Origin of the sequence: Burkholderia sp. Bp8992, assembly GCF_003853705.1 — a bacterium.
Classification (GTDB): Bacteria; Pseudomonadota; Gammaproteobacteria; order Burkholderiales; family Burkholderiaceae; genus Burkholderia.
Map to the genome: position 1 here is coordinate 1 of NZ_QTQI01000043.1, position 26338 is coordinate 26338.

Genomic DNA, 26338 nt, shown 5'->3' on the forward strand with positions numbered 1-26338 from the left:
TTGCTGGTGGCGGACGGATCCTGCGCGCACGCGGCCAATAGCAACAGCAGCCCCGGTGCGAGTAAACGGCGGTACATGGGTACTTTCCTCACGTTCTTATTTGCGCCGCACTGCGTCGCGCGCACTCACCCGCGAGCCCGCCCCCGCAGCGGCGGCGGATATCGTCCGCCGGCCCGCATCCAGGGTTCTCTCAGGTTCTCTTTTCGGCTTGAAACATCACGGCAACGCCGCACTGACGAAGACGCGGACGCGCACGAGGCGCCGCAACCGCCCTTTCTCGATGCCGTTACCGTGCCGTTGCAGCACCACCCGACAGAAGCACCCCGCCCCTTATTTCCGTATCAATCCCGGAAAACGTCGATTGCCGCTTACTGGGTTCAAATGATACATATCGGTCTATCTAATAGTCAAGGTGACTTGAAAACCGGCCCGACGGCCGAGTTTTCTCGAGGAAAGAAGCCTGCCGCGTAAAGGCCGGAACGCGGAATTTCATCGAGCGGCAAGATGCTAGAATAATCGGTCTATGGCTTGAAATATCGAGGAGGAGCTGCTCGTGCGAGCCAACAAACGCCAACTGGTGGTTGACAAGGCGACCGAACTGTTTTCCAGGCACGGATTCCACCCGGTGGGTGTCGACTGGATCATCGACGATTCCGGCGTCGCCCGGATGACGCTGTATCGACATTTTGCAAGCAAGGACGAACTCATCCGCGAAGTCCTCGTCCAGCGTTACGACCTGATCGTCGGCAGCATCGATGCGCAGCTTCGGCACATTGCCGATCCGGTCGAACGCGTCAAGACCATCTTCGACTGGTACGGGGCCTGGTTCAGGACGCCTGAATTTGCCGGATGCCTGTTCGAGCGCGCACTGGCCGAATTCGGCACCGCCTATGCGCCGATCTCGGACGTCGCCATCCGTTATCGCCGCAAGATGGTCGAGTGGATCACCGAACTGATCGAGGCGCTTGTGCCGCCCGACACGGCAAACCGGCTGGCGACCGTCTTCATGATGCTGCTCGATGGTGCAACGGTGGAAGCCCGGGCGTTCAACGATTCCGCCGCCGCCGGGCGCGCGTGGCAAGCCGCGCACGCGCTGCTCGATCAGGCCATGCACACGGCGGCCTCGCCCGCCGAGGGGGCGGGCACCACGATGTAACGGGCGTCGCGGGTCGGCGTATCGCAAGCAAACCGGGGGCGAACGGTGCCGGGGAGAATGAAATGCATGACCGGATGCACTTGATCGGCTTCACGATGGGCGTGGCAATCGCCTTTGCAAGCTGCACGTCACTGGATGTCAGCCGATATGAAATCCAGAAGCGGGACTCGAACGGGCTCACGATCATTGCATTTACCACGCAAGATCCGGCGTCGTTCGACCAAACGCTGTGGGCCGACCACGTCTACCTCCAGTACGCAGTCACGCCGGTCACCGTTCGGCGGCAATTCGATGCGGGCGCAACCAATGTCGAGGACTATCCATTCGCCGCGAGGCGGCTCGACATTCACGCCCGATGCCCGATTCCCACGTCGGACTTCTGTTCCGCGTGGTTCATTCCGTTCCACGATCGCGCGGCACTTCATGGCCTGGATTACATGTCGGGGCTCGATGCAAACGAACCCGCGCTCCTGAAGTTGCGATTCGGCGGCGGCAGCATGGCCGGGGCCCGGCTGGTGTCGAAGGAACACACGATCAAGGTCGATGCCGGCGACGCGGCCAGACCAGACGGGCCGTGACGCCCGCATGGCCGATGCGCATGACGCATCTCCGTGCGCGGGAAAAACTCTACCCGAGCAGGCGCGCGTGTCGCACTCCCTGGAGGCCCATGTCATGAACGACAACGATTTTCTGCAGCCCGAGCTAACGGACCATCGCCCGCACACGGCAACGTAGGTCGGGCGCCTTGCCCGCGGCCCGATCACCGGCGCCGCCGATGACGATCCTGCCGGGACAGGCACGTATTCACAGCCGCGCCCGGCGCCGTTTCACTGCCCCGGTTCGATATATGCCGCGAGTTCTTCCGGCTGTCCGGACGGAAACGCGTCCTTCAGGTGATCGAGAAACGCGGAAACGCGCGCGCTCAACAGCCGCCTGGACGGATACAGCGCCCACACCGCGATGTCAGGCCCCGGCACGTCGCCCCAGCTGACGAGCGTGCCGGCGGCCAGATCGCGGCTCACGAGCGATACCGGCAGGCATGCGGCGCCCAGGCCGAGGCGGACCGTATCGCGCACCATGATCAGCGACGACAGCCGTGCCACCGGTTCGATCGGGATGCGCGACGTTCCTGCCGCGTGCGAGACCTCCCATGCAGCACGGCCGTCGTTCGCGCCGCGCACGACGGCCGGTACGGGCGCGTCGCCGCTCGGCCGCGCCAGCCCGGGCTTCGCGACGACGACCAGCCGGTCGCGCAGGAACACGCGCCCGATCAGGCTTTCGTCAGGGTCCGGGTTCACGCGGATCACGAGGTCGACACCTTCGTCGATCATGTCGACGGGCCGATCTTCCGTCGTTACCTCCAGCCGGACGTCCGGGTATTTCAGCGCGAACGTCGCCACCAGCTTGCCCATCGCGAACTGCGAAAAGAGCATCGGCGCGCTGATGCGCAGCCGGCCGCGCGGCCGCTCGCTCCCCGATGCGATCGCCGACGCGCTGTCGGCGAGCTCCGCGAGCAGCACGCCCGTGCGCTCGTAGAGCGCGCGCCCTTCCTGCGTGAGCGTCACGCCGCGCGAGCCGCGCTCGAACAGGCGCAGCGACAGGCTGTTCTCCAGTTCCGCAACGCGGCGCGACAGCGTCGCCTTCGGGCGATCGGCCGCGCGTGCGGCTTCCCCGAAGCTGCCATGGCGGGCGACGAGATTGAAATCGGCGAGAGCGAGCAGGTCCATGTGTTCCACCAATGAGACGGCACGTCTATTTATCACATCTTCCGGATCGCATGTGGATCACCTAACTTACGTGGGCAGTCAATCCCATCGTTACCTCAGGAGTGAACATCATGACCATTCTCGTTACCGGCGCCACCGGCCGTGTCGGCCGCCAGCTCGTCCGTCAACTCGTCGATCGCGGCGCCGACGTGCGCGTACTGGTGCGCGATCCGTCCAAGGCCGACTTTCCGGCGACAGTGTCCGTCGCGCAAGGCGACATGCTCGACGTCGACGCCCTTCGCACCGCGTTCTCCGGCGTCCGCACGCTGTTCCTGCTCAACGGCGTGGCGGGCGACGAATTCACGCAGGCGCTGATCGCGCTGAATCTCGCCCGCGAAGCGGGTATCGAGCGTGTCGTCTACCTGTCGGTCCTCCACGCCGACCGCTTCGTGAACGTGCCGCACTTCGCGGTGAAATCCGGCGCCGAGCGGATGATCGAGCAGATGGGCTTCAGCGCGACGATCCTGCGGGCCGCGTATTTCATGGACAACGAAGCGATGGTCAAGGACATGATCGTCGGGCACGGCGTCTACCCGATCCCGATCGGCAACAAGGGCGTCGCGATGATCGACGTGCGCGACCTCGCGGAAGTCGCGGCGATCGAGTTGATCCGCCGCAACGACGCGCCCGGCAAGCTGCCGGTCGACACCCTCAACCTGGTCGGCCCCGACACGCTGACCGGCCCGCAGCTGGCGTCGATCTGGTCGGACACGCTCGGCCGCCCGGTTGCCTATGGCGGCGACGATCCCACGCCGTTCGAAGACAATTTCGCGAAATTCATGCCGAAATGGATGGCATACGAAATGCGGCTGATGGCCGAACGCTACGTCAGCGACGGCATGATGCCGGAGGCCGGCGACGTCGAGCGGTTGACCGCGATCCTCGGCCGTCCGCTGCGGAAGTATCGCGACTTCGTGGCCGCGCTCGTGCGTTGAGCGCGATACCGCGCCTCCATGCGCCGCGCGGCTGTGCGGGCAGTTGCCGGGGGGAACCGGTCGCCGCTGCGTGGCCGGTTCGCCGCGGCCGCCATGCTGTCGCCGGTGACGACGGCCGCGCGACAGCGGCCCGGCCGATGTACCGGATTGCGCAGCATCCGGACCTCGGGCAGCGAAATGACGACGTCAATATAATCGGCTGTTCCTGCCTGTCGGCGATCGGCCATCTGCCGGTGTCGATCGCGGCTGCGTACAACCGCCCACTGGAGACGAGATGACCGCGCCTGCCCTTCCGTTTGCCGAATCGTTCGACCTCGAGGCCGCATTCGCCGACGTATCCGAATACTGGTCGCCCAAGGTGGTCGCGCAGGTCAACGATCAGTATGTGAAGGTCGCGAAAGTACGCGGCCAGCTCGTGTGGCACGACCACGCGCACGAAGACGAGCTGTTCTTCGTCGTGCGCGGCCACCTCAGGATCGAGTATGAAGGCGGCCGCGTCGCCGACGTGCCCGCCGGCTCGATGCACGTCGTGCCGCGCGGCACGCAGCATAATCCGGTCGCCGACGACGAATGCTGGATCGTGCTGATCGAGCCCGTGCAGACCCGGCACACCGGCGATGTCCAGTCGCCGCTGACCCGCACGATCGACGAGCAACTGGGTCGGGCGCGCTGAATTCGTCCGCCGCGGCGGGGCCGCGGTTTACAACATGGCCTGGCTGACCAGCCCGTACAGTCCGACTATCGGGTCGGCCGCGCCCTCGTGCGCCGCGGCCGGCGCGTTGCGAACCATCTTCGAACACGTATCCACCTGTTTCAGTCCCTGTTCGCCCAGCCACTCCGGTAGACAGGTCCCGTCAGGCACATCGATACGCACGAATTCGCCGTCCCGTTTCGTCAGCCAATAGGCGATCAGCGCCTTCGCGCACGCATCGTCGCTCGAACGCGGCGCGACTACCGGGCCGATCACGTAACCGCGACCGAAGCGCCGCAGCACCGAAAACCCGACGACCTCGCCGTCGCGTTCGAGCACGACGCATTCGCCCCGCATCTGCAACGCGGACAACAGCGCCTCGCGTTCGAGGCCGGACGCACGCGCGTCGAGTTCGACGAGGCGCGGCCAGTCGGCCGGCGAACCGGCACGCAGCCGCGCGCCATCGGGCACGGCCACCGCGGCGGGGCGCTCCACGTTGCCCTGATACTGGCCCAGCGATCCGCACACGTTGAACCCCAGTTTCTCGTAGAGCGGCCGACCGGCCGGCGTTGCGTGCAGAAACGTGATGCGCGGACCCAGTTCGTCGAGGAGCGTCTCCATCAATTTGCGGCCGATGCCCCGGCCCTGATGCGCGTCGGAGACGATCACGTGCCCGATCGCCGCGCGATCCGCGCCGTACTTCCAGCACATCGCCGTGCCGATGACCACGCCGTTTTCCTCGGCCGCGAACGCGATCGACGTGTCGGCGGAAAACTGCCAGTCTTCGGCCCTGAACGGCCAGCGAAGCGCCGTGGAAAGGGCATGAGCCGCGGGGACGTCCGCCGCGGTGAATCTCCGGTAGCGAAGCGCCGACGTTGCGCCGCGCTCCGTTACTTCATGTTCCTGGTTCATCAAGCAGTCCTTCCAATTGGTGTCGTCGTGCAACATGGCACGCCAGAAAAATCCGCGGCGATCACATCGAAGCGCCGCCCCGACGCATCACGGCGATCGCGAGAAATAATGCTGCGCCAGCGCGACCCAGTACCGGACGCCGGCCGGAATGATGTCGTCGTTGAAGTCGTATTTCGGGTGATGCAGCGCCGGTGCCGTCGCGCCGTCCTGCGCATTGCCGATCAGCACGTAAGCGCCCGGCCGCTCCTCCAGCATGAAGCCGAAGTCTTCGGACGTCATGTTCGGCGGCACGTCGCGAAACAGGCGTTCGTCGCCGAACGTGTCGCGAATCACCGTCTCGCAGAAGGCCGTCTCTGCCGGCGTGTTGACCGTCGCCGGGTAGTACTGAAAGAATTCCACGTCGACCTGCGCGCCATAGGCGCTCGCCAATCCCTCGCACGCGAGCCGGACGTCGCGCTGCAGCTTCTGCTGCAGTGACGACGACAGCGTGCGGATCGTGCCGCGCAACTCGGCGGTGTCGGGAATCACGTTGTCCGTCGTGCCCGCATGGAACATGCAGACGGAAATGACCGCGGGATCCACCGGATCCTTGTGTCGCGCGGCGATGGTCTGGCACTGCAGCACCATCGAGCACGCGAGCGGCACCGGATCGATGCCCAGATGCGGCTGCGCCGCATGCGCGCCCTTGCCCGTCACCGTGATCCTGAAACGCGAGCCCGCGGCCATGATCGCGCCGGTGCGCAGTCCGAAATGCCCGGCCGGCAACCCGGGCCAGTTGTGCATGCCGAACACCGCTTCCGTCGGATATTGCTCGAACAACCCGTCGTCGATCATCCTGCGCGCGCCCGCGCCGCCCTCTTCGCCCGGCTGAAACACGAAATGGACGGTGCCGGCCAACTGCGGCATCTCCTTCAGCACGCGCGCGGCGCCGAGCAGCATCACGGTGTGGCCGTCATGGCCGCACGCGTGCATGATCCCGTGCGTGCACGATGCATGCGAAAAGTCGTTGGCTTCGTGGATCGGCAATGCGTCGAGATCCGCGCGCAGCACGATGCCGCGGCCCGGATCCGCGCCGGGCAGGCTCGCGACCACGCCCGTGCCGCCCAGCCCGCGCGACACCGCATAGCCGAGCGCTTCGAGCTCGCGCGCGACGACGTCGGCCGTCCGGTGTTCTTCGAATCGCAATTCGGGATGCGCATGCAGGTCGCGGCGCAGTTTCGCCCAGTGCGCGTGATGCGCATGCAGCGACGAGTCGGGGATGACGGGGTTGTCCAATTTCGGCACCTTCAGAATGTAGCGGGCTTCCAACTGTATCGCCGGCGCGTATCTCGCGCATCGGCTGGGTCAGTCGTAATAGCCGACGATAGACTTGATCTCCATATACTCCTCCATCCCTTCGATTCCATACTCGCGGCCGTTGCCCGACTGCTTGTATCCGCCGAACGGTGCCTGGGGATCCCATGCGGGGTAGTTCAGATGCACCTGCCCCGAGCGGATGCGTGCGGCCACCGCGCGCACGCGCTCCATATCAGTGCCCTGCACATGCGCGCCGAGCCCGTAGACCGTGTCGTTCGCGATGGCGACCGCTTCGTCGACAGTGTCGTAAGGCAGGATCGTGAGCACCGGACCGAAGATCTCCTGCTGCGCGATCGCCATGTCGGTGCGCACGTCGGAGAAAATCGTCGGCCGCGTATAGAAGCCTTTATCGAAACCCGCCGGCCGACCGCGGCCGCCCGCGATCAGCTTCGCGCGTTCGTCGATCCCGACGTCGATCATCTGCGCGACCCGGCCGAACTGCGCGCGATTGGCGAGCGGCCCGTGCGTGGTGGCTTCGTCGAACGGATCGCCGACCACGAGCGTTTGCGCTGTCGCGATGGCCAGCGCCTCGACCTCGCCGAGCACGGCGCGCGGCACGATCATGCGGGTCGGCGCGCTGCACGATTGCCCCATGTTGCGAAAAGCGGCGGCGACGCCCGGCGGGATCGCACGCGACAGGTCCGCATCCGGCAACACGATGTTCGGCGACTTGCCGCCCAGCTCCTGCGCGACGCGCTTGACGGTCGCGGCCGCCGCCTGCGCAACGAGCACGCCGGCGCGCGTCGATCCGGTGATCGACACCATGTCGACCTCCGGGTGCGACGAAAGCGCCGCGCCCACCGTTTCGCCGCTGCCGCTCACGAGATTGAAGACGCCGGCAGGCACGCCCGCGTCGGCGATCACTTCCGCGAACAGCAGCGCGCTGAGCGGCGACAATTCGCTCGGCTTCAGCACCACCGTGCAGCCCGCCGCGAGCGCCGGCCCGACCTTCGCGGTGATCTGGTAGATCGGCCAGTTCCACGGCGTGATCAGCGCGCACACGCCGATCGGCTCGCGCGCGACCGCCGTCGTCCCGCGCCGCTCGACGAACGGGTAACGCGCGAGGTTGTCGCGTGCAACGCGAATATGCTCGGCCGCGAGCGGCACGTGCGCACCGCGGGCATAGCCGATCGGCGCACCCATCTCCAGCGTGAGCGCGGTGGCGAACAACTCGGCGCGCTCAAGCATCAGCGCATGCACACGGTCGAGCAGCGCGGCACGTTCCTGCGGCGAAGTCGCGGACCAGCGTTCGAACGCATTGCGCGCGGCCTGCACCGCGCGATCGGCGTCGCGCGCGCTGCCGAGCGGGATCTCGCACAGAGCGTCTTCGGTGGACGGGCTGACGACCGCGAACCGGTCGCCGCCGTCGGGCAGCACCCAGTCGCCGTCGATGAAAAAGCGATCGAGCCGGCCGGCTTGCGTTAGGTGAACAACGGGGGAATTCATTGAAGCGTGTCCTTGAGTCGATACCAGGCGCCGACGAACGGCAGGAACCAGGGTTTGCCGAAGTGACCCGGAATCGCGGGCCAGTCGAAACCTTTCCACGGGTTGAGATCGGCGCGTCCGTCCATGATCTCGGCCATCAACGTGCCCATCAGTGTGGCCATGTGCGTGCCGTGGCCGCTATAGCCCATCGAGTAATAGACGCCGTCGCGCTCGCCCGCGCGCGGCAGTCGGTTGGCCGTCATGTCGACCATTCCGCCCCAGCAGTAGTCGATGCGTACGGCGGCCAGCTCGGGAAACACGGCGGCCATCTGCTGCCGCAGGATCGCGCCGCTCTTCTCGTCCGAACGTGGATTCGACGTCGCAAACCGCGCGCGCCCGCCGAACAGCATCCGGTTGTCGGGCGTGACGCGAAAGAAATTGACGAAGTTCTTCGTGTCGGTGACCATCCGGCGCGTCGGCAGCAAGCGGTCGAGCAATTCGCGTGGCAACGGCTCGGTGACGATGATGAACGCGCCGACCGGCACGATCCTGCGGCGCACCCAGCCGAACGGCCCGACCTGTGAAATACCGCTCGCGAGCAGCACCTGGCGCGCGCGGATCTCGCCGCGCGGTGTTTGCACCGCGTACGCGCCGCCCGCTTGTCGCTTCAGGCCGAGCACCGGCGCATGCTCGAGAATATGCGCGCCACGGGTTTGCGCGGCGCGCGCCAGGCCGCGCACATAACGGCCAACGTGCATCCCCGCGCTTTTGCCGAACAGCAGGCCGCCGTGATAACGGTCCGAGCCGATCTCGTCGCGCAGTTCGGCCTTCGTCACCATGCGCGTGTCGGGGTCCACGCTCGCCGCGAGCAGTGCCTGGCTGCGCGCGAGCTTGTCGTAGTGCTCGGGCTTCGCCGCGAGCTTCAGCTTGCCGCGGCGCACGAAATCGCAATCGATCGACTCCTCCCTGACCAGCCGCTCGACCGTGTCGACGCCCGCGTCGAACGCGAGATAGAGCCGATTGGCCAGCTCCGTGCCGATGCGCTGCGACAGCGATGCGTAATCCTGCGCGAAGCCGTTGTTGCACATGCCGCCGTTGCGTCCCGATGCCGCCTGCCCGACAGTGCCCGCCTCGCAGACGATCACGCGCGCGCCTTTCTTGGCCAGCGCGAGTGCAGCCGCCGAACCGGTAATGCCGCCGCCCACCACCACGACGTCGCAACTTCCGTCATGCAACGCCGGCGAGTTGCTCGCGAATGGCTCCGACGTATCGAGCCAGTAGGAACTGAAACGCATCAGGCACTCCCAAGCTGTCCACCGCACCGCGCTGCCAGGCCGACGAACGTTCGCCGCCCCGATCCGGCCGCTCGCCCGCGATCCGGATCGCAGCACCTCGTCCGGAGGCTGCTCCGCGTCAGCGCGACGGCCTTGCACTAGAAATCCGCGACCTTGCCCCATGCGGATTCGCTGAAACGGCCCGGCCGGTACGGCGTCGGGTCCACGAACGGCTCCGCACCGGACGCGAGATCCGCGATCAGGTGCCCGGCGCCCGGCCCGATCCCGAAGCCGTGCCCCGAAAAGCCCGCCGCGAGGATCAGCCCCGGCACGCCCGGCACTTCGCCGATGCCCGGCACGCCGTCAGGCGTGCTGTCGACGAAGCCGGCCCATGCGTGCGTGATCTTCGCTTCGCGCAATTCGGGCAACAGTTCGACCGCGCGGCGGTACGTTTCGGCGACCGTCGGCATGTCGGGCTTCGGATCGAGAATGCGCACCGCTTCCATCGGCGTCGGCGCATCGAGGCGCCAGCGCTTCAGCGTTTCATGCCCGCCGCGCACGCCTTCGAGGCCGCCCGGCAGCAGATTGCGCCAGCGCTTCGCGAACATCGGCACGAATTGCGGGGCGAAGCGCAGGAACTGCGGCGTGAGGTCCACGCGCGCGCGGCCGCTGATCGCCAATGCGTAGCGTCCGTCGCTGCGGCGCGTCATGGACACGCCGGACGTGTACATCGCATCCGGCAGCGGCGTTTCGACGGGCGACACGCTCAGGATCGACTGACGGATCGACGCCTGCGGAAAGCGGATGCCGAGCTGGCGGCAGAACGACGATGCCCATGCACCGCCGGCCATCACGGCCGTCCGGGTCTTGATGACGCCGGCCTCGGTGACGACGCCGGCGACGCGACCGCCCTCGAGCTCGATGCCGCGCGCCGCGCAGTGCTGGTGAACGCTGCCGCCCAGCTTGATCAGCGCGGCGGCCACGGCCGGCGCGGCCTTCCCTGGATCGGCCGTGCCGTCGGTCGGCGAGAACACGCCGCCTTTCCACTGCCGCCCGGTCGCCCGTCCGCGCTCGGCGGCCTGCTTGCTGTCGAGCATGTACGTGGTCACGCCCGCGGTCTTCGCGAATTCGCCCCAGCTGGCCCAGCGGGACAGCTCGGCCTCGTCGTTGCTGAGATACAGCAGCCCGCAGCGACTAAAGCCCGTGTCTTCTCCCGATTCGGCGGCGAATCGTTCCCACAGATCGATGCTCTTGCTCGCCATCGGCAACTCGCGCGCGTCGCGGTTCTGCTGCCGGCACCAGCCCCAGTTGCGGCTCGACTGTTCGGCGCCGATGCGCCCCTTCTCGACGAGCGCGACCGACAAACCGCGTCGTGCCAGATAGTAGGCGGTGAAGACGCCGATGATGCCGCCGCCGATCACGACGACGTCGGCCGCGGCCGGCGGCGTGGACAAGGTTTCGATATGGCGCAGCGGAGGGGACATGCTCAGTCTCGTTCGGTGGAGGGTTTGACGTTCTGCATCACGTAGAACTTCGCGACGCGTTCGCTGCTTTCCCACCCGATCGACGCGCCGCGCGGCACGAACAGCGCATCGCCGGTACCGAGCGACTGCACGCTGCCGTCGGGCGCCGCGAACCGGACGCCACCGTCCAGCAGGAACATGAATTCGTTGGCACGATGCGGCCGGACGATCCGGTGATACGGCGTCGAATCCCAGGTGCCCGCGCAGTATCCGGCGCCGTCGTCGGTGAACACGTTGTCGCTGCGGCATTGCGGCGCGGGGCCCAGCAGTACTTCGGCCGGCAGCGTGGCGGACGGTTTGAAGTCCGCGTCGGCGCGCAGCTCGAAGAGGCCGCGTTTCGTCGGTTGCGCGCACGCTGCCGCGCAGAACGTCAGCAGCACGGGCGATTGCGCGGCGATGCGCAGCGCGGTGCCGCAGCCGATGACGGCGCCTTGCCCCGGGCCGAGCACCAGCGGTGCGGCGCCGTCCGCTTCGAGCGTCAGCTCGCCTTGGACGACGACGACGGTTTCGATGTGCGGAAAGCTCGACACGTCCAGTTCGCCGACGAAAACGATCCGCCCCGCGGCCATCGCGTCGGGGCCTTCCCACGCAATCTCGCGATGCGACGCGAACGGATCGCTCGCGCCGAACGCCTGCTTGCTGAATACGGTGGAAGACGGTGCGCCGTCGGCCCGGTGCAACACGAAAACTGCGGTCATTTCTGCTCCTGTGCAGTGCGCGGCGGACTGGTTCAAAGCCGTCGCGCGATATCGGAAATCGTCGTTCTCCGGCTCGTCTGCCGGACATCCTCAGCGGGGCATGTCATCCATGCGTGCGCTTATGCTGCGTGACACGACGCCTCGCGGCGTTCGTCGCGCAGGCGCGCCGATGGCGTTCGCAGCGGCGCGCCGCCAGTCCGCGCAACCACGTAATCGCGCGGCGTGATCCCGAGCACGCGCCGGAAATGCCGGCACAGATGGCTCTGGTCGAAGAAGCCGACGTCGGTCGCGACGACCGACGGCGCAAGACCGGCGCGCAACAGGTCCTGCGCTCGCCGTATTCGCACGAGACACAGATACCGGTGCGGCGACAGTCCGGTTTCGCTGCGAAAGCGCGCGGTGAAACGCGACACGCTCAACCCGGCCACCGCCGCGAGCGTGTCCAGGTTCAGCGGCTGCGCGAACGACGCGTCGATCGTGCGCAGCACGTCGTCGATCGCCGGCGAGACGGGCTGGGCGACGCGAGGCGAGCCAACGAATTGCACTGTCATTTCGAATTCTCCGGGGGCGCTCGCTTCAATGCAGGAAATCCTGCATCCGGTAATACGCGCCGACGAGCGGCAGGAACCACGCGTGCCCGAAATGGCCCGGCATCGCCGGCCAGTCGAGTTCGCGCCACGGGTTCGACGCAGCCGCCCCATACAGCACGTCGGCCATCACGCGGCCCATGTGCACCGACATCTGCACACCGTGGCCGCTGTAGCCCATCGAGTAATAGAGCCCGTCGTGCTGGCCCGCGCGCGGCAGCCGGTCGGCGGTGATGTCGACCAGCCCGCCCCAGCAGTAGTCGAGCCGCACGTTCGCCAGCTCGGGGAAATAGCCGGCCATGCCGGCGCGCAGGATGTCGCCGCTCTTCGCATCGGAGCGCGGGCTCGACATCGCGAAGCGCGCGCGGCCGCCGAACAGCAGCCGGTTGTCGGGCGTCACGCGGAAGTAGTTGCCGATCTGGCGCGACGTCACGTACGCACGGCGATGCGGAAACAGCCGGTTCAACTGCGCATCGGGCAGCGGCTCGGTCACGACGATGAAGCTGCCGACCGGCGCGATGCGCCGCCGGAACCACGCAAAGGGCCCGTGCTGCGATGCGCCGGTCGCAACCAGCACGCGGTCGGCGACGATCGTGCCGCGGGCGCAGGTGATCCGGTGGCGCTCGCCATCGAGCCTGTCGAGCTGCGTGACGGCCGCGTGCTCGTACACGCGCGCGCCGGCGCGCACGGCCGCTTGCGCGAGGCCGACGCCGAACTTGCCCATGTGCATCTGCGCGCCGTTGCGCTGCAGGAGTCCACCGTAAAAGCCGTCGGACGCGATTTCATCGCGGATCCGCGACGGCTCGATCAGTTCGATGTCCGGATCGACATCGCGCCGCAACGCGTCGAAGGTCTTTTCGAGCCCCGCGAAGTGCTGCGGTTTCGCGGCGAGCTTCAGCTTGCCCGCGCGCCGGAAATCGCAGTCGATCGCCTGTTCCGTCACGATCGTCTCGACGCTCTTCACCGCGCTTTCGTATGCGAGATAAAACTGCTTCGCCTGCGCGGCGCCGATGCGCGCGGCCAGCGATGCGTAGTCCTGCGCGACGCCCGTATTGCACTGGCCGCCGTTGCGGCCGGACGCTTCGCCCGCGACCTGCGCGGCTTCGAGCACGACCACCGATACGCCGCGCTGCGCGAGCGCGAGCGCCGCCGACAAGCCGGTGAAACCGCCGCCGATCACGACGACGTCGGCGCGCCCTTCGACGGGCCCAACGCTGCCGGCGCGAAACGCGGGGCGAGTATCCAGCCAGTACGATTCCAGTTTCATTGGATCCTTCTTGTGCATGCCGGCAACGACGATCGGCGGCCGTTCAATGAGAATCATTTAATCACCGTCAAAAACCGCAGTTGCCGCGTATTCGCGCGCGGCACGCATACAAATTGCCGTTTTGCACGACCGCCGCGGCAGACTATGCGGCGGGCCGTCCACCGCGCCGCGCGATGAACGCCTCGTGCGCCACGGACTACAGCTGCACCGGTGCGACGCCGGCCGGCGCCGGCTCCGCCTGGAAGCGCGCGAGATCTTCCTCGCTGCGATGACACAGCACCTGCGCGCCGTTCCCGAGCGTGCGCAGCGACGGGGCCGTCCGGTTGCACACGCCGTCCACGCGCATCGCGCAGCGCGACAGGAACGGACACAGCTCGGCCTCGTTCTCGCGCTCGCCGATCGGCTCCAGCGGCCGGTGGCAACGCTCGGTCGCATCGTCGAGCCAGCCCGCACGCAGTTCCGGCGCGGACGACACCAGCAAGTGCGAATACGGGTGATAAGGCGGCGCGCACAACGCGTCGCGGCTGCCCGTCTCCACGCGGCGGCCCGCGTACAGCACGACGATGTCGTCGCTGATCGCGCGCACCTTCGCGATGTCGTGCGTGATGAACACGTACGACACGCCGAGCTTCGCCTGCAGGTCGCGCAGCAGCTCGATGATCGCGGCGCCGACGACGGTGTCGAGCGCCGACGTGACCTCGTCGCACAAGATCAGGTCGGGCTCGGCCGCCAGCGCGCGCGCGAGGTTTACGCGCTGCTTCTGACCGCCGGACAATTCGCCGGTACGCCGCGCGGCCACGGCCGGCGGCAGCCGCACGAGCTCGAGCAGTTCCGCGACGCGCTGGCGTGCACGCGCGCCCTTGATCCCGTGATAGAACGCCAGCGGTCGCGCGAGCGTGCGCTCGACGGTATGCACCGGGTTGAGCGCGGTATCGGCGTTCTGGAACACGATCTGCACGCGGCGATGCTGCTCCTTCGTTCGTTTGCCGATATCGCGCGCAAGCGGCTCGCCATCGAGCAGGATCGCGCCGCCGGTCGCCGGCACGAGGCCCGCGATCACCTTCGCGAGCGTCGTCTTGCCGGAGCCCGATTCGCCGATCACGCCGACGGTCTGCCCGCGCCCGATGCGCAGGTCGACCTCGTGCAGGATCACCTTCGCGGGCCAGCCCTTCGCGGTGCGGCCGCCGTAGCCGGCGATCGCGCCGCGCACGTCGAGCAGCGGCACCGGTGCGGCGCTCGCCGCTATCGCGTCACATGCGGCATCGCGTTCGGCATCGTTCGGCGTGACCGCCGCGATCAGGCTCTGCGTATACGGGTGCGTCGGCGCATGCAGGATCTGTTCGGTCGCGCCGGCCTCGCGGATCACGCCGTCGCTGAGCACGACGATCCGGTCGGCCATCTGCGCGACCACGGCGAGGTCGTGCGACACGTACACCGCACTCATTCCGTAGCGCCGGATCACGCTCTTGAATGCCTGCAGCACGTCGATCTGCGTGGTCACGTCGAGCGCGGTGGTCGGCTCGTCGAGGATCACCAGCTCCGGATCGGTGATCAGCGCCATCGCGGCCATCAGCCGCTGCAGCTGCCCGCCCGATACCTGGTGCGGATAGCGCTTGCCGATCGTCTCCGGCTCCGGCAGCGCGAGTGCACGAAACAGCTCGATCGCCTTCGCCTGCGCGTCGCGCTTCGACATCGTCTTGTGGATCAGCGCGCTCTCGATCACCTGGTCGAGAATCGTGCGCGACGGGTTGAACGCGGCGGCGGCGCTCTGCGCGATATACGCGACCTTGCGGCCGCGCAGCGCGGTCAGCGCTTGCGCGGGCAGCGTGCAGACGTCCGTGCCGGCGAGCTTCACCGAGCCGCCGGCGATCCGGCAGCCGGTGCGCGCGTGGCCCATCAGCGACAGCGCGATCGTCGTCTTGCCGGAGCCCGATTCGCCGATCAGCGCGAGCACCTCGCCGCGCCCGATATCGAAGTCGACGCCATGGACGATCGTCGTTTCCTCGCCGCCCGGCCGGCCGCCGACCACGCGCAGCCCGCGCACCTCGACGAGCGGAGTCGATTGATCTCGCATCAGTGTTCTCCGGCGGCGGCAGCCGCGCCCTTGCGGCGGCCGCGATGCGGCAGGCCGTCGATCATCAGGTTGACGCCCACCGTCAGGATCGCGATCGCGACCGCGGGCATGATCGCGACGGCCGAGCCGTCGCCGAGGCTCGCGATGTTCTCGCGTACGAGCGAGCCGAGGTCCGCATACGGCGGCTGCACGCCGAGCCCGAGAAAGCTCAGGCCGCTCAGCAGCAGCACGACGAACGTGAAGCGCAGCCCGGTGTCCGCCAGCATCGGATGGATCATGTTCGGCAGCATCTCGACGCACGCGATGTACAGCGCGCTTTCGCCGCGCGCCCGCGCCACCTGCACGAATTCGAGCGTGCTGATGTTGATCGCCAGCGCGCGCGCGATCCGGTACGAGCCGGGCATGTAGCTGACCGCGGCGGTGAGAACCAGCAGCGGCAGCGACGAGCCGAACGCGGCAACGAACATCAGCGCGAACATCTTCGACGGAATCGACGTGAGCGCGTCGAGCAGCCGGCTCATCGTCTCGTCGACCGCGCGGCCCGACACGGTCGCGAGCAGCCCGAGCGTCGTGCCGGTCACCGCGGCAAGCAGCACCGCGGCCAGCGCGAGCAGCACGGTCAGCCGCGTGCCGTACAGGATCCGGCTCAGCATGTCGCGGCCGAGGAAGTCGGAGCCGAACGGCAGCTTCGCGCTGAACGACGCGAACACGTCGGTCGTGACGATCGTGCCGACGTCATGCGGCGCAATCAGCGGCGCGAACACGGCGACGAACAGCATCAGGCCGACCATCGACAGTCCGACGCGGCCGCCGGTCGTCAATGCGATGCGCGCGGCGCGGCGCTTGCGCGGCTGGTCGGGAGCAGGTGCGGCAGGCGGCATGCTGCCCCGCCCCAGGGGCGGGTCGCCGGATGGCGGCAGCGCGCTGCTGCGTTGTACGGGTTCGATCGGTTGCATGGGCGGCATCTCGGCAGGAAAACGAAACACTCAGGTGCGCAGTCGCGGGTTCGACACGATCGAACACAGATCGGCGAACAGCACGAGCGTCAGGTAAGCGACGCAGAAAATCAGCGTGCAGGCCTGGACCAGCGGGAAATCACGGTTGCTGACGGCGTCGACCATCAGGCTCGCGAGGCCCGGATAGTTGAAGATCGTCTCGACGACGATCACGCCGCCGAGCAGATACGACAGGCTCAACGCGATCGCATTGGCGATCGGCCCGATCGCGTTCGGCAGCGCATGGCGCAGCACGACGCGCGCGGGGCTCGCACCCTTCAGCACGGCCATCTCGACATACGACGCGCTCAGTTGCTCGATCACCGCGGCGCGCGTCATCCGCGCCATCTGCGCGATCACGACCGCGCACAGCGTCAGCACCGGCATCGCATACGCACGCAGGAAATCGTGCGGGCTTTCGATCGGGCCGCTATACGACAGCGCGGACAGCCAGTGCAGCTTCACCGCGAACACGAGCACGGCAACCGTCGCGATCAGGAATTCCGGCGTTGCGACGAGCGACAGCGTGCCGAGGCTGATCACGCGGTCGATCACCGACTCGCGCTTGACCGCCGCGAGGATCCCGAGCAGCAGCGCGATCGGCACCGACACGGCGGTCGTGATCGCCGCCAGCGTGAGCGACTTCGGCAGGCGGCCGCCGATCAGCTCCGACACCGGCATGTCGCCGGACAGCGACCGGCCGAAATCGCCGTGCAGCAGCCCGCCGAGCCAGTGCACGTAACGCACGTGCGCCGGCATGTCGAGGCCGAACTGCTGGCGCAGCGCGGCGACCGTCTCCGGCGTCGCCGACTGGCCGAGCGCGGCCTGCGCGGCGTCGCCCGGCAACAGGTTCGTGATCGTGAAGATGATCGCGGACACGATCAGCAGCGTCAGCGCGGTGACCGCGATGCGCCGGCCGATCAGGCCGATGAGAATTCGGTTCATTGAGCGGCACTCCCGAAAATACCGCGCGTGGCCGGCGCGGTGCTCCGCACCGGCCGCGCGACGGCGGCCAGCAACAACGTCATGCGTTCCACCACACGTTCTCGGCGAACGTGAAGCCCATCATCGGGCCGGTCGGGATCGAGCCGAGGCCCGCGAGCCGCTTGTCGTATCCGTCGAGGAAGCTGATGAACGCCGGAATGCCGACGCGGCCCTGCTGCGACACGATCACCTGCATGTCGCCGTACATCTGCTTGCGCTTCGCATCGTCGGTTTCCGAACGCGCGGCGAGCAGCAGCTGGTCGAACTTCGCGTTCTTCCAGCCCGACTCGTTCCACGGCGCATCCGACTTGAAGAACTGCGTGAACAGCACGTCGGCGCTCGAGCGCGGGTTGATGTTGCCGAAGGTGAGCGGGTGCTTCATCCAGTGGTTCGACCAGTAGCCGTCGGGCGACGCGCGGTTGACCTGCAGGTTCAGCCCGATCTTCTGGCCGGCCTGCTGCAGCAGCACGGCCATTTCGATCGAACCGTTCGCGTCGGACGTCGCATAGATCGGCGGCAGCGTGGCGCCCAGCGCGCCCGCCTTCTGGAACAGGAACTTCGCCTTGTCCGGATCGTGCGCCCGCTGCGGCAGCGACGCGTTGTAGTAGCGATGCCCCGGCGGAATCGGCTGGTCGTTGCCGATCACCGAGTAGCCGCGGAACACCGCCGTGCGGAGCTGCTCGCGATCGAACAGGTACTTCATCCCTTCGACGAAATCGGGACTCGAGACGATCGGGTTGTCGCTGCGCATGATCAGGTCGGTATAGAGGCCCGACTTGGTTTCCTTCAGCGCGTAGCCCGGCGTCGACGAGACCCGCTGCGTCGAGCGCGGATCGATCGCATTGATCAGGTGCACGTCGCCCGACAGCAGTGCGTTCAGGCGCGCGGCGCTGTCGCTGATGCCGATCAGCTCGATCTCGTCGAGATACGGCTTGCCCGGCTTGAAGTAGCTGTCGTTGCGCACGCCGACGGTCGATACACCCGGCTTGAACGATTTCAGCTTGTACGGGCCGCAGCCGATGCCGGTCGAGAAGTCGGTCGTGCCGTCCTTGACGATCACGAGCTGCGGCGTCGCGAGAATGACCGGCAGGTCCGCGTTCGCGCTCGCGAGCGTCAACGTGACTTCGTCGGGCCCGCTCGCCTTCGCATCCGCGAACTGTTCGGCAAGCGTCTTGACCTTCGACGCGGTGGCCGCGTTCTTGTGGCGCATCAGCGAAAACACCACGTCGGCCGGGCCGACGGGCTTGCCGTCGTGGAACGTGACGCCCTTGCGCAGCTTGATGATCCACGTCTTCGCATCGGTCGTCTGTAGCGACTCGGCGAGGTTCATCTGCGGCGTCAGGCTCGCATCCAGCTGCGTGAGGCCGCTGTAGAACATGAAGAAGCGCGTATAGTCCGCGCCCGTCGAGCCCTTGGCCGGGTCGAGCGTGTCGGCCGTCGAGCCGGCTTCGTTCGCGACCCGGATCTTGCCGCCGCGCTTCGGCGCGGGCGCGGCGAATGCAGAGCCGGGGGTCGTCAGCAGTCCGCCGGCGCCGGCGGCCATCATGCCGCTCGCCGCCATGACCTTCATCATGTCGCGGCGCGTGAAGCCGCCCTTGCCGCCGTTGTCGATATCGTCGCTCATCCGAACTGCTCCTGACTGTGGAAAGTGGGTCCAAGGGTCCAGCGTGGTTGTTCAATCCCGCCGCGCCCGCTTGCTGGTGGCGGGCGCAACGTCGTACACATGCAATTCATTTAAGCATCGACAAAATGCCGGTTGTCCCGATTCGGGGCGCCCTCACGATACGAATCGACCGTTTTGGGTAGCCCGCGCAGCATGATTTGCTGCGTGCTTGCAGGGACCGCAGGCGGGCGCCCGCTGCGTACCGCTGCGCGTCGTCCGGTGCCGCTGGCGACGCGCGTGTGAAAGCTCAGAGGATTGCTGGCGGCCGCCAGGCGTTCATCCCGAAGGCGCGATGCAACGCGGACACCTGCGCGGCGTGGCGACGCCGCCGGCCTGCCCGGTGCGCGGGTTTTCCCCGGGTATCGCGACAGGCCGCGGCAGACGCACGCGACATCGCACCGGGGAAACGCGTCGCTTACAGCCCGAGCTGCGTCGCGAGATGGCCGATGTCCGACACTTCGTAATAGTTGTAGAACGGCGTGCCCGGCTCGTGGCCGCGATTCACGAACGCCTTGTGCTTGATCCCGAGATCCTCGGCCGTCATCAGGTCGTAGCGCAGGCTCGACGACACGTGCAACACGTCCTCGGGCTTGCAGCCGAGCTTGTCGAACATGTATTCGAAGCCCTGCATGCGCGGCTTGTACGATTGGGCCTGCTGCGCGGTGAAGACGGCATGGAACGGCGCGCCGAGCTTGTTGACGTTGCTCATGATCTGCTCGTCCATTGCGTTCGACAGGATCACCAGCTTGTACTTCGAAGCCAGCCGCGACAGCCCGGCCGGCACGTCCGGATGGGGGCCCCACGTCGGCACCGCCAGGTAGAAGCGTTCGGCCTCGGCTTCGTCGAACTTCACGCCGACCCGCGCGCAAGTGCGGCGGATCGCGTTGACGACGACGTCGCGGTACGGCTTCCAGGCGCCGAGCACCTCGTCGAGCCGATACGCGGCGAACGCGCGCACGAACGCCTCCATTGCGACCGGCGACAGCCGGTCCGCATAGATTTCGCGCGCCGTCTCGGCCATCCGAAAATGGGTCAGCGTGCCGTAGCAGTCGAAGGTGATGTACTTCGGTTCAAACTGGATCATGGTGACGTCCTGTCGGTGTGAAGCCCCGGGCCGGGCCGGGGACGGGCTGGGTTTGATGAAATTGAATCAAGGCAAAAAGTGCCGCGCGCGTCGTTTGGCGCCGTCCGAAACGCAGAATCGCCGCGTGTTGCGCGGCGCGAGCAGCACGATATGCGGCGCGCCCCGCACCGCCGGCCGCTGCGGTCCGCAGGCATTCGGGCATGACGCCGCGCTTTCATCGTAGTACCGCCCTCACAGCAGGAACGGTCGAATTGACCGGCCGCGCCGGCACGACATGCGCAATCGTCCACGCCGGTCGGGCGGATTCGCATCGATCGCGCACGCGAGGGCCCGCCGCCGGAAAACAGGCGAATCGTCCTATCCGTTGCGCCGCCGCGCTGGCAGAGTAATCGCGTCATTTCCACCCCATCCGGAGTCCGGCGTGTCCGACCACAATCCTTCCCGCACGCTCACGTATCGCCCGCTCGCCGAAGCAGACCTGCCCGCCGCGCATCGGCTGTCGGAGGCGGTCAAGTGGCCGCACCGGCTCGACGACTGGCGCTTCGTGTTCGCGCTCGGCAACGGCTTCGTCGCCGAAGACGAAACCGGCATCGTCGGCACCGCGTTTGGCTGGCCCTTCGGCGAATCGCACGCATCGCTCGGCATGGTCATCGTGTCGCCCGAGCGCCAGGGCCATGGCATCGGGCGCGAGCTGATGACCCGCGTGGTCGACAGCCTCGGCACGCGCACCATTTTTCTGCATGCGACGCCGGCGGGCGAGCCGCTGTACGCGAAATTCGGCTTCGAAGCGATCGATACGATCGATCAGCACCAGGGCGCGGCCTTCCAGCCGCCGCTGATCTCGCTGCCGCCGGGCGAGCGCCTGCGCCCGCTCGGCACCAACGACGGGCCGCGCCTCGCCGCGCTCGCGTCGCGCGCGGCCGGTTACGAACGCGGCGCCGTGATCGATGCGCTGCTCGACGTCGCGAACGGGATCGCGCTCGACCGCGACGGCGAGCTGCTCGGCTTCGCGCTGTTCCGCCGTTTCGGCCGCGGCCACGTGATCGGCCCGGTGATCGCACCGGATGCGCTGCGCGCGCAGGCGCTGATCAGCCACTGGCTCGCGCTGCACGAGGGCATGTTCGTGCGGCTCGACGTGCCGGGCGACAGCGGGCTGTCCGACTGGCTGCAGGGGCTCGGGCTGCCGCGCGTCGACACCGTCGTCGCGATGGCGCGCGGCGCGGCGCCCGAACGCGACCCGGCGCTGCGCGCGTACGCGATCGTGAACCAGGCACTCGGTTGAGCAGGACGCACGATGAGCTTTCTCTACAAGGCCGACCCGGTGCGCGGCGCGCAGTGGGCGGCGCGCTTCGCGCAACTGGCGCCCGATCTGCCGTTCCGGATCTGGCCTGACCTCGGCGACGCCAAAGCCGTCCGCTATCTCGCCGCATGGCAGCCGCCGGACGACCCGGTCGCACTCCTGCCGAATCTCGAGGTCGTGTTCTCGGTCGGTGCCGGCATCGACCAGTTCGACCTGTCGCGCGTGCCTTCGCACATTCCCGTCGTGCGGATGATCGAGCCGGGCATCGTCGAAGGGATGGTCGAGTACGTGACGCAGGCCGTGCTGACGATCCACCGCGACCTGTTCGACTATGCGGCGCAGCAACGCGAGCAGGTATGGCGCGAGCATCCCGTGCGCGCAGCCGCGTCGCGGCGCGTCGGCGTGCTCGGGCTCGGCACGCTCGGCCAGGCCGTGCTCGACACGCTGCGGCGCTTCGGCTTCCCGTGCGCCGGCTGGAGCCGCACGCCGCGCACGCTCGACGGCGTCGACTGCTACGCGGGCGACGCGGCGCTCGAACCGTTCCTGGCCCGCAGCGACATCCTGATCTGCCTGCTGCCGCTCACCGACGGCACGCGCGGCCTGCTCGGCACGCGCGTGTTCGACGCGCTGCCGGCCGGTGCATCGCTCGTGCAGGTCGGGCGCGGCCCGCAGCTCGATGCAGCCGCGCTGCTCGCCGCGCTCGACGGCGGCCGCCTCGACAGCGCGATCCTCGACGTGACGGACCCCGAACCATTGCCGGCCGGCCACCCGTTCTGGACGCACCCGCGCATCCGGATCACGCCGCACATTGCCAGTGCGACGCGGCCCGACACCGCCGTCGACGCCATCCTCGCGAACCTCGCGCGCCATCGCGCGGGCCAGCCGATGGTCGGCGTCGTCGATCGCGCGCGCGGCTACTGACGAGCGCGCCCGGCCAGCCGGGCGCGCAGCAGAAAATGCCGAAGCGCCCCGTGCAAACGCCGCGCGCGTACGTTTCGAGCCGCAAATTGAAGACGCATGCGGATTTCTCGCCCGTTAGCATGAACTCACCGCTGACACCCGACGAGAGTCCCGCCTTCCCATGAACCAAGCCGCGCTGATCGAAGCCGATCGTCAACACCTGATCCACCCCGTCGTCAATTACCGTGCGCACGAAGCGCGCGGCGTCACCGTGCTGGAATCCGCCGACGGCGTGTTCCTGCGCGACGCCGCGGGCCATACGCTGCTCGACGCGTTCTCGGGCCTGTGGTGCGTGAACGTCGGCTACGGCCGCGACAGCGTCGTGAAAGCCGCCGCCGACCAGATGGCGAAACTGCCCTACGCGACCGGCTATTTCCATTTCGGCTCGCAGCCCGCGATCGAGCTGGCCGAACGGCTCGCGGCACTCGCGCCGCCGTCGCTGAACCGCGTGTACTTCACGCTCGGCGGATCGGATGCGGTCGACTCCGCGGTGCGCTTCATCACGCACTATTTCAACGCGACCGGCCGCCCGTCGAAGAAGCACATGATTGCGCTCGAACGCGGCTATCACGGCTCGTCGTCGATCGGCGCCGGCCTGACTGCGCTGCCGGCGTTCCACCGCCACTTCGACCTGCCGCGCGCGGACCAGCACCACATCCCGTCGCCCTACCCGTACCGCAATCCGCTCGGCGACGATCCGCCCGCGCTGATCGCCGCGTCGGTCGCCGCGCTCGAGGCGAAAGTCGCGGAACTCGGCGCGGACAACGTCGCGGCCTTCTTCTGCGAGCCCGTGCAGGGTTCGGGCGGCGTGATCGTGCCGCCGGCCGGCTGGCTGAAGGCGATGCGCGAAGCGTGCCGGCGCCTCGGCATCCTGTTCGTCGCCGACGAGGTGATCACCGGCTTCGGCCGCACGGGCCCGCTGTTCGCGTGCGAGCGGGAGCAGCTCGATCCGGACCTGATGACCGTCGCGAAGGGACTGACCGCCGGCTATGCGCCGATGGGCGCCGTGCTGATGTCCGACGAAATCTACGAAGGCATCGCGGGCAGCCGCACGGAATCGGCCGCGGTCGGCCACGGCCATACGTATTCCGCGCACCCGGTCAGCGCGGCGATCGGCCTCGAGGTGCTGAAGCTCTATCACGAAGGCGGGCTGCTCGCGAACGGCCAGGCGCTGGCGCCGCGCTTCGCGGCGGGGCTCGACGCGCTGCGCGCGCATCCGCTCGTCGGCGACGCGCGCTCGGTCGGCCTGCTCGGCGCGCTCGAACTGGTCGCCGACAAGGCGCGCAAGACGCGCTTCGACGCGGCGCTGAACGTGCCGGACAAGATCGCGGCGGCCGCGTACGCGAACGGCGTGGTGTTTCGCGCATTCGGCGACGGCATACTCGGCTTCGCGCCGGCGCTGAGCTTCTCCGCAGGCGAGTTCGACCTGCTGTTCGAACGCCTGCGCAAGACGCTCGACGACGTGCTGGCCGACCCGGGCGTGCAGCGCGCGCTGGACGCCGCGCACGCGCAGCCGGCCTGACGGGCCAAGGGAAAGCCGGGCTTGTGGCGGCCATCGTTCGACTCTAAAGTAACCGGACATTCCATTTTTTCCGACTCACGTGAACATGACGGACAGCAAGCTGGATCGCATCGACCTGCGCATCCTCTCCCAGTTGCAGAAGCGCGGCCGCATGACCAACGTCGAACTGGCCGACGCGGTCGGGCTGTCGCCCAGTCCATGCCTGATCCGCGTGAAGCGGCTCGAGAAGGCCGGCTACATCGGCGGCTACGGCGCGCACATCCAGCTCGAGAAACTCGGCGACGTGCAGGTCGTGTTCACCGAGGTCACGCTGGCCGACCACCGCCGCGAGGACTTCGACCGCTTCGTCGCGGCCATCCGCAACGTCGACGAGATCGTCGAGTGCCACCTCGCGAGTGGCGGCTACGACTATCTGCTGAAGTTCATCACGCGCAGCGTGAGCCACTACCAGACGATCGTCGAAGGGCTGCTCGAGCAGAACATCGGCATCGAGAAGTATTTCAGTTACGTGATCATCAAATCGCCGTTCGTCAAACGGCACTACCCGCTCGAATCGCTGTTCGGCGAACGGCACTGACCGCAGCGTGCGATCGCCCTGAACGCGGCAGCCCGCTGTCCGCGCAGGATCGTCACGCGCCCGCGCAGCCGCTGTCGCCGAACCGCTCCATCCAAGGAACTGCCATGCCGCTTACGCTGTCCCGAACCGAACTCGTTCGCACCGCCAACCTGATCGACGGCACGTGGCGCGACGCGCTCGACGGCCGCCGCTTCGACGTCGCCGATCCGGCGACGCTCGAGACCGTTGCCTCCGCACCCGACAGCAGTGCCGCCGACGCGCGTGCCGCGACCGATGCGGCCGCACGCGCGCTGCCTGCATGGCGCGCGACGCCGGCCCGCGAACGCGCCGCGATCCTGCGTGCATGGCATGCGGCGATCGTCGCGCACACCGACGATCTCGCGAAACTGATGTCGCGCGAACAGGGCAAGCCGCTCGCCGAAGCGCGCGGCGAAGTCGCGTACGGCGCGTCGTACGTGCTGTGGTTCGCCGAGGAAGCGACGCGCACGTACGGCGACCTGATTCCGCAGCAGCAGCGCGGCAAGCGGCTCAGTGCGGTGAAGGAGCCGATCGGCATCGTCGCCGCGGTCACGCCGTGGAATTTCCCGCTCGCGATGATCGCGCGCAAGATCGCGCCCGCGCTCGCGGCCGGCTGCACGGTCGTCGCGAAGCCGGCGGAGGACACGCCGCTGACCGCGCTCGCGCTCGCCTTCCTCGCGCAGGAAGCCGGCGTGCCGCCCGGCGTGCTGAACCTGATCGCCGCGTCGCGCGAGCGCGGCATCGAGGCGGTGGGCGACTGGCTCGCCGACGGCCGCGTGCGCAAGATCACGTTCACCGGATCGACGCCCGTCGGCAAGCTGCTCGCTCGCGAGTCGGCGGCGACGCTGAAGAAGCTGTCGCTGGAGCTCGGCGGCAACGCGCCGTTCATCGTGTTCGACGACGCCGAGCTCGACGCCGCGGTCGACGGGCTGATGGCCGCGAAATTCCGCAACGGCGGCCAGACCTGCGTGTCACCGAATCGCGTGTACGTGCAGGCCGGCGTCTACGACGCCTTTGCCGCGAAGCTCGCCGCGCGCGTCGCCGCGCTGAAGGTCGCGCCGGCCACCGACCCGGCCGCGCAGATCGGCCCGATGATCAACGCGCGTGCGGTGGACAAGATCGCGCGCCACGTCGGCGACGCCATCGAGCGCGGTGCGCGCGTGCTCGCCGGCGGCAAGCGCCTGGCCGAACTCGGACCGAACTACTACGCACCGACGGTGCTCGCCGACGCCACCGCCGACATGCAGCTGACCTGCGAGGAAACCTTCGGCCCGGTCGCAGCGTTGTTCCGCTTCGAGTCCGAGGACGAGGCCGTCGGCGCCGCGAACGACACGCCGTTCGGGCTTGCCGCGTATTTCTATACGCAGGACGTGCGGCGCATCGCGCGCGTGTCGGCGCGGCTCGAAACCGGCATCGTCGGCATCAACGAAGGCGCGCTCGCGAGCGAAGCCGCGCCGTTCGGCGGCGTGAAGGAATCGGGCTACGGCCGTGAAGGCTCGCGCTACGGCCTCGACGACTACCTGTCGATCAAGTACCTGTGCCAGGGCGGGCTCGACTGAAGCCGGGCCGCC

Annotated in this window: 23 protein-coding genes and 1 pseudogene; 9 read left to right on the forward strand and 15 right to left on the reverse strand. The window is 67.9% G+C overall.

The features are described 5' to 3' along the window. Positions 1-77 (reverse strand): annotated as a pseudogene (locus tag DIE03_RS35815) (sel1 repeat family protein); the annotation flags it as partial. Between the two features lie 476 nt (positions 78-553). Here DIE03_RS35815 and DIE03_RS35820 point away from each other — a divergent pair. Then, complete coding sequence (locus tag DIE03_RS35820; protein WP_124456816.1) at positions 554-1156, forward strand: TetR/AcrR family transcriptional regulator; 603 nt, start codon at positions 554-556, stop codon at positions 1154-1156. Positions 1157-1218: 62 nt separating this feature from the next. Continuing rightward, the gene (locus tag DIE03_RS35825) at positions 1219-1734 is read left to right on the forward strand and encodes a hypothetical protein (protein WP_124456817.1); all 516 of its coding nucleotides are present in this window, start codon (positions 1219-1221) and stop codon (positions 1732-1734) included. Positions 1735-1983: 249 nt separating this feature from the next. On the opposite strand, the gene DIE03_RS35835 is transcribed toward DIE03_RS35825, so the two are convergent. After that, positions 1984-2883 carry a LysR family transcriptional regulator gene (locus DIE03_RS35835; protein ID WP_124456818.1) on the reverse strand — a complete coding sequence of 300 codons (900 nt, stop codon included), beginning with the start codon at positions 2881-2883 and terminating at the stop codon, positions 1984-1986. Positions 2884-2993: 110 nt separating this feature from the next. Here DIE03_RS35835 and DIE03_RS35840 point away from each other — a divergent pair, with 110 nt between their 5' ends. Both DIE03_RS35840 and DIE03_RS35845 read left to right on the forward strand, forming a co-directional pair. Then, entirely contained in the window at positions 2994-3857 is an 864-nt protein-coding gene (locus DIE03_RS35840; protein ID WP_124456819.1) for an SDR family oxidoreductase, read from the forward strand. A 274-nt stretch (positions 3858-4131) separates the two neighbouring features. Next, complete coding sequence (locus DIE03_RS35845; protein ID WP_124456820.1) at positions 4132-4530, forward strand: cupin domain-containing protein; 399 nt, start codon at positions 4132-4134, stop codon at positions 4528-4530. Between the two features lie 27 nt (positions 4531-4557). Here the strand turns inward: DIE03_RS35845 and DIE03_RS35850 are convergent, their stop codons facing one another. The 13 genes from DIE03_RS35850 to DIE03_RS35910 form a co-directional block, all read right to left on the reverse strand. Next, on the reverse strand, positions 4558-5460 hold the full coding sequence (locus DIE03_RS35850; protein ID WP_124456821.1) for a GNAT family N-acetyltransferase: 903 nt from the start codon (positions 5458-5460) through the stop codon (positions 4558-4560). A gap of 87 nt (positions 5461-5547) precedes the next feature. Then, positions 5548-6735: a M20 aminoacylase family protein gene (locus tag DIE03_RS35855; RefSeq protein WP_124456822.1), complete on the reverse strand. Its 1188-nt coding sequence runs from the start codon at positions 6733-6735 to the stop codon at positions 5548-5550. A gap of 69 nt (positions 6736-6804) precedes the next feature. Further along, entirely contained in the window at positions 6805-8262 is a 1458-nt protein-coding gene (locus tag DIE03_RS35860; RefSeq protein ID WP_124456823.1) for an aldehyde dehydrogenase family protein, read from the reverse strand. Next, on the reverse strand, positions 8259-9536 hold the full coding sequence (locus DIE03_RS35865; protein WP_124456824.1) for an FAD-binding oxidoreductase: 1278 nt from the start codon (positions 9534-9536) through the stop codon (positions 8259-8261). The genes DIE03_RS35860 and DIE03_RS35865 overlap by 4 nt, the downstream gene beginning before the upstream one ends. Before the next feature lie 137 nt (positions 9537-9673). Beyond that, positions 9674-10999 (reverse strand): FAD-binding oxidoreductase, encoded by a 1326-nt coding sequence (locus tag DIE03_RS35870; RefSeq protein WP_124456825.1) that lies wholly within the window; start codon positions 10997-10999, stop codon positions 9674-9676. Positions 11000-11001: 2 nt separating this feature from the next. After that, positions 11002-11736: a cupin domain-containing protein gene (locus DIE03_RS35875; RefSeq protein ID WP_124456826.1), complete on the reverse strand. Its 735-nt coding sequence runs from the start codon at positions 11734-11736 to the stop codon at positions 11002-11004. 119 nt (positions 11737-11855) lie between these two features. Continuing rightward, positions 11856-12287: a helix-turn-helix domain-containing protein gene (locus DIE03_RS35880; protein WP_124456827.1), complete on the reverse strand. Its 432-nt coding sequence runs from the start codon at positions 12285-12287 to the stop codon at positions 11856-11858. 25 nt (positions 12288-12312) lie between these two features. Beyond that, positions 12313-13647: an FAD-binding oxidoreductase gene (locus tag DIE03_RS35885; protein WP_124456828.1), complete on the reverse strand. Its 1335-nt coding sequence runs from the start codon at positions 13645-13647 to the stop codon at positions 12313-12315. A 139-nt stretch (positions 13648-13786) separates the two neighbouring features. Next, the gene (locus DIE03_RS35890; RefSeq protein ID WP_124456829.1) at positions 13787-15664 is read right to left on the reverse strand and encodes an ABC transporter ATP-binding protein; all 1878 of its coding nucleotides are present in this window, start codon (positions 15662-15664) and stop codon (positions 13787-13789) included. Then, positions 15664-16620, reverse strand: a complete 957-nt coding sequence (locus tag DIE03_RS35895) for an ABC transporter permease (protein WP_124456830.1) — start codon at positions 16618-16620, stop codon at positions 15664-15666. Before DIE03_RS35895 ends, DIE03_RS35890 begins: the two co-directional genes overlap by 1 nt. 30 nt (positions 16621-16650) lie before the next feature. Next, positions 16651-17604 (reverse strand): ABC transporter permease, encoded by a 954-nt coding sequence (locus DIE03_RS35900; protein WP_124456831.1) that lies wholly within the window; start codon positions 17602-17604, stop codon positions 16651-16653. Positions 17605-17683: 79 nt separating this feature from the next. Next, positions 17684-19267, reverse strand: coding sequence for an ABC transporter substrate-binding protein (locus tag DIE03_RS35905; RefSeq protein ID WP_124456832.1), 1584 nt, complete (start codon positions 19265-19267; stop codon positions 17684-17686). 454 nt (positions 19268-19721) lie between these two features. After that, complete coding sequence (locus tag DIE03_RS35910) at positions 19722-20390, reverse strand: haloacid dehalogenase type II (RefSeq protein WP_124456833.1); 669 nt, start codon at positions 20388-20390, stop codon at positions 19722-19724. A gap of 421 nt (positions 20391-20811) precedes the next feature. Between DIE03_RS35910 and DIE03_RS35920 the strand changes: the two genes are divergently transcribed. The 5 genes from DIE03_RS35920 to DIE03_RS35940 all read left to right on the forward strand — a co-directional run bounded on the left by DIE03_RS35920 (position 20812) and on the right by DIE03_RS35940 (position 26326). Next, entirely contained in the window at positions 20812-21672 is an 861-nt protein-coding gene (locus DIE03_RS35920; RefSeq protein WP_124456834.1) for a GNAT family N-acetyltransferase, read from the forward strand. Positions 21673-21684: 12 nt separating this feature from the next. Then, complete coding sequence (locus DIE03_RS35925) at positions 21685-22611, forward strand: glyoxylate/hydroxypyruvate reductase A (protein ID WP_124456835.1); 927 nt, start codon at positions 21685-21687, stop codon at positions 22609-22611. Between the two features lie 160 nt (positions 22612-22771). Next, positions 22772-24172 (forward strand): aspartate aminotransferase family protein, encoded by a 1401-nt coding sequence (locus tag DIE03_RS35930; protein ID WP_124456836.1) that lies wholly within the window; start codon positions 22772-22774, stop codon positions 24170-24172. Between the two features lie 85 nt (positions 24173-24257). After that, on the forward strand, positions 24258-24749 hold the full coding sequence (locus DIE03_RS35935) for an Lrp/AsnC family transcriptional regulator (RefSeq protein WP_006749694.1): 492 nt from the start codon (positions 24258-24260) through the stop codon (positions 24747-24749). 104 nt (positions 24750-24853) lie between these two features. Then, positions 24854-26326, forward strand: coding sequence for an NAD-dependent succinate-semialdehyde dehydrogenase (locus DIE03_RS35940; protein ID WP_124456837.1), 1473 nt, complete (start codon positions 24854-24856; stop codon positions 26324-26326). Positions 26327-26338: the final 12 nt, after the last annotated feature.